This window comes from Streptomyces sp. MBT65 (genome assembly GCF_016612545.1).
Taxonomy (GTDB): domain Bacteria; phylum Actinomycetota; class Actinomycetes; order Streptomycetales; family Streptomycetaceae; genus Streptomyces.
In genome coordinates, this window is record NZ_JAENRY010000231.1 from 1 (window position 1) to 12,211 (window position 12,211).

The 12,211-nt window shown below is 69.7% G+C and carries 10 protein-coding genes and 1 pseudogene; 2 read left to right on the top strand and 9 right to left on the bottom strand.

Going from position 1 to position 12,211, the window contains the following annotated elements:
- Positions 1 to 72: 72 nt before the first annotated feature.
- The 4 genes from JHN63_RS37125 to JHN63_RS37140 form a co-directional block, all read right to left on the bottom strand.
- Positions 73 to 1,392, bottom strand: a complete 1,320-nt coding sequence (locus JHN63_RS37125; RefSeq protein WP_200689255.1) for a KamA family radical SAM protein — start codon at positions 1,390 to 1,392, stop codon at positions 73 to 75.
- A 14-nt stretch (positions 1,393 to 1,406) separates the two neighbouring features.
- Positions 1,407 to 2,474 carry a hypothetical protein gene (locus JHN63_RS37130; protein WP_200689257.1) on the bottom strand — a complete coding sequence of 356 codons (1,068 nt, stop codon included), beginning with the start codon at positions 2,472 to 2,474 and terminating at the stop codon, positions 1,407 to 1,409.
- Between the two features lie 138 nt (positions 2,475 to 2,612).
- Complete coding sequence (locus tag JHN63_RS37135) at positions 2,613 to 3,701, bottom strand: branched-chain amino acid aminotransferase (RefSeq protein WP_200689259.1); 1,089 nt, start codon at positions 3,699 to 3,701, stop codon at positions 2,613 to 2,615.
- Between the two features lie 264 nt (positions 3,702 to 3,965).
- Positions 3,966 to 5,009 carry a 3-isopropylmalate dehydrogenase gene (locus JHN63_RS37140; RefSeq protein ID WP_200689262.1) on the bottom strand — a complete coding sequence of 348 codons (1,044 nt, stop codon included), beginning with the start codon at positions 5,007 to 5,009 and terminating at the stop codon, positions 3,966 to 3,968.
- Positions 5,010 to 5,151: 142 nt separating this feature from the next.
- Between JHN63_RS37140 and JHN63_RS37145 the strand changes: the two genes are divergently transcribed.
- The gene (locus JHN63_RS37145) at positions 5,152 to 6,714 is read left to right on the top strand and encodes a metallophosphoesterase family protein (protein ID WP_200689265.1); all 1,563 of its coding nucleotides are present in this window, start codon (positions 5,152 to 5,154) and stop codon (positions 6,712 to 6,714) included.
- A gap of 81 nt (positions 6,715 to 6,795) precedes the next feature.
- Here JHN63_RS37145 and JHN63_RS54060 read toward each other — a convergent pair whose 3' ends face one another.
- The 5 genes from JHN63_RS54060 to JHN63_RS37165 all read right to left on the bottom strand — a co-directional run bounded on the left by JHN63_RS54060 (position 6,796) and on the right by JHN63_RS37165 (position 11,291).
- Positions 6,796 to 6,927, bottom strand: coding sequence for a hypothetical protein (locus tag JHN63_RS54060; RefSeq protein ID WP_266772865.1), 132 nt, complete (start codon positions 6,925 to 6,927; stop codon positions 6,796 to 6,798).
- A 256-nt stretch (positions 6,928 to 7,183) separates the two neighbouring features.
- Positions 7,184 to 7,723, bottom strand: coding sequence for a GNAT family N-acetyltransferase (locus JHN63_RS37150; RefSeq protein WP_200689268.1), 540 nt, complete (start codon positions 7,721 to 7,723; stop codon positions 7,184 to 7,186).
- Positions 7,724 to 7,778: 55 nt separating this feature from the next.
- Positions 7,779 to 8,642 carry an alpha/beta fold hydrolase gene (locus JHN63_RS37155; RefSeq protein ID WP_200689270.1) on the bottom strand — a complete coding sequence of 288 codons (864 nt, stop codon included), beginning with the start codon at positions 8,640 to 8,642 and terminating at the stop codon, positions 7,779 to 7,781.
- A gap of 53 nt (positions 8,643 to 8,695) precedes the next feature.
- The gene (gene pruA, locus JHN63_RS37160; RefSeq protein ID WP_200689273.1) at positions 8,696 to 10,327 is read right to left on the bottom strand and encodes an L-glutamate gamma-semialdehyde dehydrogenase; all 1,632 of its coding nucleotides are present in this window, start codon (positions 10,325 to 10,327) and stop codon (positions 8,696 to 8,698) included.
- A gap of 37 nt (positions 10,328 to 10,364) precedes the next feature.
- On the bottom strand, positions 10,365 to 11,291 hold the full coding sequence (locus JHN63_RS37165; protein WP_200689275.1) for a proline dehydrogenase family protein: 927 nt from the start codon (positions 11,289 to 11,291) through the stop codon (positions 10,365 to 10,367).
- A gap of 140 nt (positions 11,292 to 11,431) precedes the next feature.
- Here JHN63_RS37165 and JHN63_RS37170 point away from each other — a divergent pair.
- Positions 11,432 to 12,211: pseudogene (locus tag JHN63_RS37170) on the top strand (PucR family transcriptional regulator); the annotation flags it as partial.

Here is a 12,211-nt window from a genome sequence, read left to right on the forward strand (position 1 = left end):
GTGGACTGCAGTTTTTTGTTGTCGGGGGCGGTGGGGGGCTTGGTGTACCTCGCGCTGACAGCCGGGCAGGCTTCAGTGCGCCGCCAGCCCCGGGAGGAACTCACTCGCTCCGAAAGCCGGCTTTAGGTCCGTGAACCACGTCGCGCTCTCGTCGTAGGCCGCGAAGAACGGCCGGTCCACGAGGGCCGGATCGCGGGCCTGGATCAGATGCAGCACGAAGACCTTCTCGCCGGCCACCTCCGCGACGCCGTCCACACACACCTTGCCCGGCATCGCCGACATGACCGGGCCGCGGACCGTGCGGGCGAGGCCGGAGACGCGGGCGTAGGCGTCGCGGAAGATCTGGTGGCCGCGGGCCAGCGGGACGCCGAAGTAGCCCTGGGGGCCGGTGTCGCGCTCGACGAACTGGTAGTACGGCACCGCGCCCAGCGTGGTCGTCTCGTCCCACAGTTCGGCCCAGGCCTCGGCGCTGTCGTTGATGCCGGCCACCAGCGGACCCTGGCAGCGGATCACGGCGCCCGTGCCCCGCACCCGGCGCATCGCCTCCCGTACGACCTGCGGGCGCAGCTCCTGCGGGTGGGTGAAGTGGGCCATCAACGCCAGGTGACGGCCGCTTGCCACCACCTTCTCGAAGAGGCGCAGCAGGTCGTCGGCGTCCCGGTCGCTCGTGAAGCGGTACGGCCAGAAGGCCAGGGACTTGGTGCCGACGCGGATCGAGCGGATCGTGTCGATCTCCAGAAGGGGGTCGACGTAGCGGCTCAGGACCTCCGTGCTCATCACCAGCGGGTCGCCGCCCGTGATGAGCGTGCTGGTGACCTCGGGGTGGGCCCGGAGATAGGCGGTGGTCGTGGTGATGTCGTCGGTGGCGATGCGGAGTTCGGACTCGCCGACGAACTGGGGCCAGCGGAAGCAGTAGGTGCAGTAGGCGTGGCAGGTCTGGCCCTGGCGCGGGAAGATCAGCAGCGTCTCGGGGTACTTGTGCTGGAGGCCCGTGAGGCGCTCCCCCTCGTGCACGGGCACGTTGGCGTCGAGCTGGCCCGAGGGGTGCGGGTTGAGCCGCATCCGGATCTCGTGGGCCGCGCGCAGGACTTCGGCCTTGGGCGCCTCCTGCGAGAGGAGGTCCGCCATCTGCTTGAGGTCGGGCTCGGGCAACATCCCGGCCTGGGGAAAGGTCAGCCGGAAGATCGGATCGTCGGGTACCGCGGACCAGTCGATCAACTCGTCGACGACATACGTGTTCGTACGGAACGGCAGGACCGTGGAGACGGCCCGCAGGGCGAGCCGTTCGCCGGCCGACAGGGACACGCGTTGCAGCAGGCCGTCCAGGTCGCGGGGGGTGAGGGCGCGGAATCTGGGGCTGGTGCGTGGAGCGGGGTGGTGCGCCGAACTCATATGTGCCAGGGCCTCTATTCCGTGACCAGGACCGCCGGCCGCAATTCGACGAATGCGGTCGCGGACGCATCGTACTTCTCCGCGAAGTGCTGTCTCAGCAGCTGATGAAGGTCGCTCTCGTCGTCCACGACGATCAGTTCGTGGGCACCCGGCACGGTCAAGTTCTCGCTGAACGCCGAGAGTTGGTCGAGGCGGTGGCGTGCCATGTAGGAGACGAGGTCGTGCCCGGCGACATAGGGGCTGTCGTCGACGTAGACGAAGCGGCAGGTGAATTCCCGGCGGCCGTCGGTCGCGTCGACGAGGGTGACCGGCAGATGGGTGAACCGTTCCATCGGCTTGCTCTGCTGCCACAGTTCGTCGAAGCGCTGCTCGACGAAGGCACCGAGCGGGGAGCGGACGGCGACCTCGAGTTGGACGCCCTCGCCGGAGAGGCGGCCGACGGTGAGGAAGGAGACCAGGGAGCGTTCGTCCCAGCGGTAGAGGGTCACGCCCGGGGAGGTCGAGCAGAGCCGGACCTCGAGGAACTGGCGTGGGGTGTCGTCGAGCCGGCGCGCGAACTGGCCGAGCGTGCGCAGGTTGCGCAGGATGTCGCGGCGGATGTCGGCGCCCTGCTCACCCAGTTCACGGCCGCGCAGGATCACGGCGAGGGAGTCGGGGTCCAGGAGCAGGATCTGCACCCGGGCGCCGTGCGCGGTCGCGGATCTGATGCCGCGGAAGAGGCGTTCGGAGTACTGGGGGCCGAACAGGTTGGAGAAGGTGTCGAGCACCTTGACGTTCGAGGTCGAGCCGTAGACCTGGGCGCTGAACCACTCGTAGTCGAGCCGGGTGTGTTCGCGGACCCGGCCCTCCTGGGCGCGGGAGATCAGCGGACCGATCACGAAGACGGTGATGACGACGCCGACGATGTCGGTGCCCAGGTTCAGGGCGAGGTTCTCGCCGTAGTTGTCCATGTGCTTGGCGAACCACAGCAACAGGCCCGCGCCGGCGGCGAGCAGGAGGAGCACGGTGAGGCTCTGCGGGCGGCGCGGGGTGCGTAACGTGCGCAGCACCCAGCGCAGTCGCGGTATCGGCCCACCACTCACCCGCGTCCCCTCCCCCGTGGCCCCCGTGGCCCTGTGACCCTGATGCCTTGATTCCATGGTCTGCGGAATCAGTGGATACCCGCACGGGGGAGGCGATACGCGTCGAACGGATCACCGGCCGTCGGCCGGGAGTCCGGCTCAGCCCAGCGGGTGCATCCAGCCGTGCTTGTCGACCGCGTCGCCGCGCTGGATGTCGAGGAGGGCCGCGCGGAACTTCAGCGTGACCTCGCCGGGCTCGCCGCCCGACTGCGTCCACTCCGCGCCGGTGCGCTTGACCGTGCCGACCGGGGTGATGACGGCCGCGGTGCCACAGGCGAAGACCTCCGTGAGCGTGCCGTTCTCCGCGTCGCGCTGCCACTGGTCGATGGAGATACGGCCCTCCTCCGGCTCGTAGCCGAGGTCGCGGGCGAGGGTGAGGAGGGAGTCGCGGGTGACGCCCTCCAGGATGGAGCCGGTGAGAGTGGGGGTGACGATCCTGTTGCCGTACACGAAGTACAGGTTCATGCCGCCGAGTTCCTCGACCCACTTGCGCTCGACCGCGTCGAGGTAGCAGACCTGGGCGCAGCCCTGTTCGGCGGCCTCGGCCTGGGCGAGGAGGGAGGCGGCGTAGTTGCCGCCGGTCTTGGCGTCGCCCATGCCGCCGGGGACGGCGCGGACGTGGTCCTCGGAGACCCAGATGGAGACGGGCTTCACACCGCCGGGGAAGTAGGCGCCGGCCGGGGAGGCGATGACCAGGAAGAGGTACTCGTTGGCGGGCTTCACACCCAGGCCGACCTCGGTCGCGATCATGAACGGGCGCAGGTACAGGGACTCCTCGCCGCCGTGCGCCGGGACCCAGTCGCGGTCCTGCTGGACCAGCACGTCACAGGCCTCGATGAACGTCTCGACCGGCAGCTCGGGCATGCCGAGGCGGCGGGCGGAGGTCTGGAAGCGGCGGGCGTTCTTCTCGGGGCGGAAGGTGGCCACCGAGCCGTCGGCCTGCCGGTACGCCTTGAGACCCTCGAAGATTTCCTGGGCGTAGTGCAGGGTCATGTTCGCGGGGTCGAGGGAGAGCGGGCCGTACGGCACGAGCTGGCCGTCGTGCCAGCCGCGGCCCTCGGTCCACTTGATCGTCACCATGTGGTCGGTGAAGTGGCGGCCGAACCCGGGGTTCGCCAGAATCGCGTCGCGCTCGGCGGCGGAAAGTGGCGAGGCCGAGGGCTTGAGCTCGATCGTGGGCGTCGTCATCAGTGGTTGTCCTTCACCGGTTGTGTGTGACGGGCCGCGCTCACGCCCCTCGACTGCCAGTGGCCAGTGTTAGGACGTCCGAGCATTGCCTCATTCCGCGGCTCCGCGTTCGATTATCGCGCGGGGAGGACCGTGGACGAAAACGGCGTGAATGCGACCCAGGGATGATGGTGGCACCCGGCGGGGACATAAGAAAAGCCGCCGGGTGCATATGCGACCCGGCGGCTTCGGAGGACTACGAGAGTTCTTCGAGTGGGCGCGGGGTCAGCCGGCTACTCGTACGGTCAGCGCGTCGCCGATTTCCGACGTGCTGCGGGCGGGCTTGCCGGTGCGGTCCGCGAGGTCGGCGGAGACCGCGTCCTCGATGCGGACGGCCTCGGACTCGTAGCCGAGGTGGCGCAGCAGGAGGGCGACGGACAGGACCGTGGCGGTGGGGTCGGCCTTGCCCTGGCCCGCGATGTCCGGGGCCGAGCCGTGCACGGGCTCGAACATCGAGGGGAACTCGCCGGACGGGTTGATGTTCCCGCTCGCGGCGACGCCGATGCCGCCGGAGACGGCCGCGGCGAGGTCGGTGATGATGTCGCCGAAGAGGTTGTCGGTGACGATCACGTCGAAGCGGGCCGGGTCGGTGACGAGGTAGATCGTCGCCGCGTCCACGTGGATGTAGTCGGTGGTGACCTCGGGGAACTCGGCCGCGACCTTGTTGAAGACGTTCGTCCACAGGTGGCCCGCGAAGGTCAGCACGTTGTTCTTGTGGACCAGCGTGAGCTTCTTGCGGGGGCGGGCCTGGGCGCGGGCGAAGGCGTCGCGGACGACGCGCTCGACACCGAAGGCGGTGTTGACGGAGACCTCGGTGGCGACCTCGTGCTCGGTGCCCTTGCGGATGGTGCCGCCGTTGCCGGTGTACGGGCCCTCGGTGCCCTCGCGGACCACGACGAAGTCGATCTCCGGCTCACCGGCGAGCGGGGTCGCCACTCCCGGGAGCAGCTTGCTCGGCCGCAGGTTCACGTGGTGGTCGAAGGCGAAGCGGAGCTTCAGCAGGAAGCCGCGCTCCAGCACCCCGGAGGGGACGCTCGGGTCACCGATGGCGCCCAGCAGGATCGCGTCGTGCGGCTTCAGCGCGGCCAGGTCGGCGTCGGTGAGGGTCTCACCGGTCGCGTGGTAGCGGCGGGCGCCGAAGTCGAACTCCTTGGTCTCCAGCTTCACATCCTGCGGAAGGACGGCGGAGAGGACCTTGAGACCTTCGGCCACGACTTCCTGACCGATGCCGTCACCGGGGATCACTGCGAGATCGATGCTGCGAGACATGCCCGACACCGTACTCCGCGTCCCATGGGATGACACCGGGTGTCCATGATGCGGACGCGCCTCGGCCATCGGTGTCGGCCGTTCGACGTACGTTCACCCCTACGCATGGCCCCCGTTGGACTTCTGGGGGAGCTTCATCGACATGGAGACACCTGACGTCGGCATCCCGGAAAACCTTGCGGTCCGGATGAGCATGGCCGAGCAGTACGAGTACCTGCGCACCAAGCTGTCCCGGCGCCGCACGCTGGTGACGGCGGGCATGGTGGCGGGCGGCCTGCTGACGGGCTGCGCCGGCAAGGGCACCACCGACAGCAAGGCCGCGCTCCCCACCCCCGCCACCTCGAAGGTCCCCGGCGCCGTCGTCACCCCCTTCGGCCGCCATCTCGCCTTCGGCGCCGACCCGAAGACGACGATGCGGATCTCCTGGCAGGTCCCGTTCGCGGTCAAGAAGCCGTACGTACGCGTGGGTTCGAAGCCCGACGACCTCAGCCGCCGGATCACCGCCGAGGTGCGCGCCCTGCACACCCCCGGCCTGACCGGCGTCCGCCCCGCGGTGGAGCAGTACTACGTCCACGCGGCCCTGGACGGCCTCCGCCCCGGCACGACGTACTACTACGGCGTCGGCCACGAGGGCTTCGACCCGGCCGCCCCGGCCCACCGCTCGACGATCGGCTCGTTCCGTACGGCGCCGGGGAGCCCCGAGAAGTTCGTGTTCACGGCCTTCGGTGACCAGGGCGTGAGCAACGCGGCCGCCGCCAACGACCATGTGGTCCTGCGCGAGAACCCCGCCTTCCACCTGCACGCCGGTGACATCTGCTACGCCGACACCAACGGACAGGGCAAGACGACGGACGGCTACGACCCGACGTACTGGGACCTGTTCCTCAAGCAGAACGAGGGCGTCTCCCGGACCGTCCCGTGGATGGTGACGACCGGCAACCACGACATGGAGGCCTGGTACTCCCCCGACGGCTACGGCGGCCAGCTCGCCCGCTGGTCCCTCCCGGAGAACGGCTTCGACCCCTCGCACGCGCCGGGCGTGTACTCCTTCGTCTACGGCAACGTCGGCGTGGTGGCGCTGGACGCGAACGACGTGTCGTACGAGATCACCGCCAACCTCGGCTACACGGGCGGGAAGCAGACGAAGTGGCTGGACCGCAGGCTGCGTGAGCTGCGGGCGGCCAAGGGGGTCGACTTCCTCGTGGTCTTCTTCCACCACTGCGCCTACTCGACCTCCGCGCACGCCTCGGACGGCGGGGTGCGCAGCGAGTGGCTGCCGGTGTTCGCGAAACACCAGGTGGACCTGGTGATCAACGGGCACAACCACGTGTACGAGCGGACCGACGCGATCAAGAACGGCGCGGTCGGCAGGGCCGTCCCCATCGGCGCGTCCACCGACCCGACGAAGGACGGGATCGTCTACGTCACGGCGGGCGGCGGCGGCCGGGATCTGTACGGGTTCCCGGCGGGCGTCAAGGAGAGCTACGAGGGGCACCTCACGCGGCACGGGACGGTCGACACCATGCAGTGGGCGAAGGGCCAGCACAGCCAGGCGGAGACGGTGGAGTGGTCGCGGGTGCGCTACCGGGGCTTCTCCCTCCTCTCGGTGGAGGCGGAGAGCGGCAGCACGCCGAGGCTCAGGGTGTCGGCGCTGGACCAGAACGGCAAGCGCATCGACCACTTCGAGGTGCGGCGCGGTCGCTGAGACCGCGCCGCACCTCGTGCGGGCGCGGCTCCCGGCTTTTCGGTGGTACTGCTGCGGGCTTTTACGTGGTGCTGCTGCGGCTCAGTGGCCGGTCTCGCCGCCGTTGTCCCGGCGGTCGAGGGCGCGCTGGAGGGCGGCGGCGGCATTCTTGCGCTCGGACTCGCTCGTGCGGGGCACGTGGCGGACGCGGCGGCGGACGGTCGTCTCGGCCATGGAGAATCGACTCCTTCGACAATTCCTGGAGTACTGAAGGGGAGACGCCGGAGGGGGCGGGGAGTCACGGACCGCAGGGGTTGCCTGCATGCTGTCCGGCTCACGACCGCCATTCGCTTGGTCTAGCGAGACGTTCGGCTCCTACAAAGCTAGGACAGGACCGCGCATCTGTCTCCACAATTACTCGGACTTCCTACTATCTGAGACGGTGAAACGAGTCACAGGCACCTGACCTGCGGTTTCTATTTACTGACGGTCAGAGCACATCCCCGTCACGCCAGTCGAAGAGAAGATCGCTGCCGAGGTCGAGGGGACCGGCGAGCGCGGGGCGGACATACGTGCTGTCCTCCTCCTCGGGCAGATGGACGATGCCGTCCGGTCCGAGCGCGGAGATCTTGCCGCCCCACAGCCGCCAGCCGCGCGCGGCGTAGAGCCGGGCCCCGTCGTCGCTGGCGCCGAGCAGCCCGACGTCGTAGGCGTGATCGACGATCCGCTCCAGCTCGGCCATGACGAGCCCGCCGTATCCCTTTCGCCGGGCATCGGGCCGCACGCCCACCCCCTCGACGTACCCGACCCGCAGCCACCGCCCCCGGTACCGCACCCGCCGCATGACCACCGACCCGTGCGCGACGAGCCCGTCCTCGTCGGCGAGCAGGGCGTGCACGCCACCGAGGCCGTGCTCGAAGTCCTGGTCGGTGAGGTCACCGGCGAAGGCGGCGTCCAGCAGCGCGCGGGCGGCGCGGAGGTCGGCCGGGGTGAGGTCGGCCGTGTGGGCGGTGCGCATACGGATGGTCACGGGGTCAGTATCGGAGACGGGGGCTCATGACGTGGCCGTCATCGCCACAGAGTTGTCATGACCGCATCGCCGTGATCACCGCATCGCGGAATCCGTGCGGGTCCTCGACCCACGGCAGATGCCCGGCGTCCGCCAGGGTCACCCGCCGCCCCCGGGGCAGCGCCCGCGCGAGCGAGTCGACGGCCGACCGGGGCCGGATGTCCCGCTCCCCGTCCACGATGACCACCGGCAGATCGAGGCCCTGGCAGGCGGCGTACAGGGCGGGGCTGCCGGCGGTCTGCCTCGCTTCGGCGTTCAGGGCTTTGTTGCAGGGGGAGTTGACGGCGAACCAGGGGTCGGCCATCGACTCGGCGTGTTCGACGGCGCGTTCCCGGTCGACGAACTCGACGGACCACTGGAGCACCGCCCGTTCACGGCTCTCGGCGGGCAACTCCCGCCAGCGGGCGAGCCGTTGGGGGTCCTCGCCGAGGCGCGCGAGGAGGTTCTCCTCGTAGGCGCCGTGCCAGTCGGTGTGCGGCCCGATGCCGGTGCCGCTGACGTAGACGAGGGCGGCGACCCGGTCGGGGTGGGCGAGGGCGTAGCTCAGGGCGAGCGACGCGCCCCAGGAGTGGCCGAGCAGCGCGATCCGCTCCAGCGCGAAGTGCCGTCGTACGGCGTCGAGATCGGCCACGAACCGTTCGGTGGTCCACGGGCCCGCGCACGGCTCGGACCGGCCGCCCCCGCGCTGGTCCCAACGGACCACCGTGGCGCGGGAGTCGAGCATCCCGGCCACGTCCTCGAACATGTCCCACAGCCCGGGCCCGCCGTGGCACAGCACCAGGGGTGTGGTGCCGGGTGTGCCACGGCCGGACCGGGAGGCCCACAGCCGTACTCCGTCGTCCGCCGTAACCACCGTGTTCCGCACAGGGGTTGAGGTCATGACGGGGAGTCTGCCCGCTGCGGGCACCCCGGGTCTCCTGGATTCCTCGGGTCTCAGCCCATGTGCGGGTACGTGTAGTCCGTCGGTGCCACCAGGGTCTCCTTGATGGCGCGGGTCAGGGTCCAGCGCGTGAGGTTCTGCGGGGCGCCGGCCTTGTCGTTGGTGCCCGAGGAGCGGCCGCCGCCGAAGGGCTGTTGGCCTACCACCGCGCCGGTGGACTTGTCGTTGATGTAGAAGTTGCCGGCCGCGTAGCGGAGCTTCTCCATCGTGTACGCCGCCGCCGCGCGGTCGCCCGCGATGACCGAGCCTGTCAGGGCGTAGTCGGAGACCGACTCCATCTGGGTCAGCATCTCGTCGTAGGCGTCGTCCTCGTAGACGTGGACCGCGAGGAACGGGCCGAAGTACTCCGTCGTGAACACCTCGTTGGCCGGGTCGCTGCACTCGACGACCGTCGGGCGGACGAACCAGCCGACCGAGTCGTCGTACGAACCGCCCGCCACGATCGTGCAGTTGGGGTCGGCCTTGGCGCGGTCGATGGCCGCCTTGTTCTTGGCGAAGGCGCGCTCGTCGATGACCGCGCCGATGAAGTTGGAGAGGTCGGTGACGTCGCCCATGGTCAAGTACTCGACCTCGGCGGCGAACTCCTCCTTGAAACCGGAGTTCCAGATCGACGCCGGGATGTACGCCCGGGAGGTCGCGGAGCACTTCTGGCCCTGGTACTCGAAGGAGCCCCGGGTCAGCGCCGTCTTCAACACGGCGCGGTCCGCGCTCGGGTGGGCGACGACGAAGTCCTTGCCGCCGGTCTCGCCGACCAGACGCGGGTAGGTGCGGTACTTCTCGATGTTGGTGCCGACCGTCTTCCACAGGTACTGGAAGGTCTTGGTGGACCCGGTGAAGTGGATGGCGGCGAGGTCGCGGTGCTCCAGAGCGACCTTCGACACCTCGATGCCGTCGCCGGTGACGAGGTTGATGACGCCCTTGGGGAGACCCGCCTCCTCCAGCAACTGCATGAGCAGGACGGCGGAGTGGGTCTGGGTCGGGCTCGGCTTCCACACCACCACGTTGCCCATCAGCGCCGGCGCCGTCGGCAGGTTGCCCGCGATGGCAGTGAAGTTGAAGGGCGTGATCGCGTAGACGAATCCTTCGAGCGGGCGGTGGTCGAGGCGGTTCCAGACGCCCGGGGAGTTCGCCGGGGGCTGCTCGGCGAGCAGGTCGCGGGCGTACTTGACGTTGAAGCGCCAGAAGTCGACGAGTTCGCAGGGACAGTCGATCTCGGCCTGCTGGGCGGTCTTGGACTGCCCGAGCATGGTGGAGGCGGCGAGGGTCTCGCGCCACGGGCCGGACAGCAACTCGGCCGCGCGCAGGATGATCGCGGCGCGGTCGTCGAAGGACATCGCGCGCCAGGCGGGCGCGGCGGCGAGGGCCGCGTCGACCGCGTCCTGGGCGTCGTCCTGGGTGGCGTTGGCGTAAGTCCCGATCCGCGCCTTGTGGTTGTGCGGCTGTACGACGTCGACGCGCTCGCCGCCGCCCATCCGCCGCTCGCCGCCGATGGTCATCGGCAGGTCGATCGGGTTCTCGGCCAGCTCCTTGAGCTTGACCTCGAGACGGGCGCGCTCGGGAGAGCCGGGCGCGTAGCCGTGCACCGGCTCGTTGACGGGGGTGGGGACCTGGGTCACAGCGTCCATGAGATCCGTAACTCCTTGTACGTGAGCGGGTGTTCGGTCAGCCCTTGGTGAGGGTCGAGCGGGCGAAGAAGAGGAGGTTGGCCGGCTTCTCCGCGAGGCGGCGCATGAAGTAGCCGTACCAGTCCGTGCCGTAGGCGGTGTAGACGCGCATGCGGTGCCCTTCGGCGGCGAGCCGCAGATGCTCGTCGCTCCTGATCCCGTAGAGCATCTGGAACTCGTACTCGTCCAGCTTGCGCCCGGCGCGCCGGGCCAGCTCCTGTGCGATGGAGATGAGGCGCGGGTCGTGGGACCCGACCATCGGGTACCCGGACCCCTCCATCAGGATCCGCAGGATCCGGACGTACGCCTTGTCGATCTCGTGTTTCTGCTGGTACGCGACCTCGGCGGGCTCCTTGTACGCGCCCTTCACGAGCCGGACGCGGCTGCCGGCCTCGGCGAGGCGGCGGGCGTCGGACTCGGTGCGGAAGAGGTAGGCCTGGATGACACAGCCGGTCTGCGGGAAGTCCTTCCGCAGCTCCTCGTGGATCGCGAACATCGAGTCGAGGGTGGTGTGGTCCTCGGCGTCGAGCGTGACGGTCGTACCGATGGCGGCGGCGGCCTCGACGACGGGCCGGACGTTGGCGAGGGCGAGTTCGTGACCGCCTTCGAGGGCCTGCCCGAACATGGAGAGCTTGATGGACATCTCGGCCCGCGTGCCCAGCTCCAGCTCCTCGAGCCGGTCGACGAGCAGGAGATAGGCGTCGCGGGCGGCGGCGGCCTGCGCGGGGGTGGTGATGTCCTCGCCGACGACGTCCATCGTCAGCTCCAGGCCCTTGGCGGTGAGGTCCTGGACGATCGGCACGATCTCGTCCACCGTCTCGCCGGGGATGAAGCGATCGACGACCTGCTTGGTCACCGGCGCCGCCGAGATCAGCCGACGCATCTGATCGCTGCGCGAGGCGGCGAGAATCACGGGACCCAGCACGGGGCACCTCCACAGAACCAGCAGACAGGACCACCGTGAAACCTAGGGATCCCTCCGATCGTCGACCATCGACAGCTGTCACGCATCCGTTCCACAGATCTCAGACAGATGTATGAAGGCGGCCGGGAACCGGCGCGGGAATGCGGGAGAATGCCCGGGTGACCACCGATTCCACCGGCGACTACCAGGAGCTGGTCGACGAGATCTCGGAGCTCCTCGGCGCCCCGGCGACCCTGGAGAACCGCGACTTCGAGCTGATCGCCTTCGGGGCCTACGACGGTGAGGGCGACCTGGACCCGTCCGAGCTGGACCCGGTCCGCACCCGCTCGATCCTGACCCGGCGTTCCACGGCGGCGATCCGCACGTGGTTCGAGGGCTTCGGCATCACGCGGGCGACCGGTCCGGTCCGGATCCCGCCCACCCCCGAGGCGGGTGTCTACCGGGGCCGTATCTGCCTCCCCGTACGCCATCGGGGTGTCGTCCTCGGCTACGTCTGGCTCCTGGACGACGACGATCCCGGCCCCGACGAGGCGCGGCTCGCGGCGGCGATGCAGGTCACGGCCCGGATCGGCGCGCTCCTCGCGGACGAGGCCCAGGCTGGCGCCGACCTCACCCGCGAACTCCGGGCGGTCCTCACGGCCGAGCGCGGCTGGCAACGGGACATGGCGGTGGCGGCACTGCGTACGGCCCTGGGCCCACGCGCCGACGGCCCGCACACCGTGATCTGCGTCGCCCCCTGGCCGTCCACCGACCCGAACGACACCCCCTCGGCCCGCACGGTCCCCCACGCGACCGCCCTGTGCACGGTCCCGTGGGGCACGACCGACCAGCAGAGCCTGGCGGTACTGGTACGGCTGCGGACGACGGATGTAAGGACACCGGCAGCGAGTGCGGCGGCGCGGGTGCTGGGGGATCTGCGG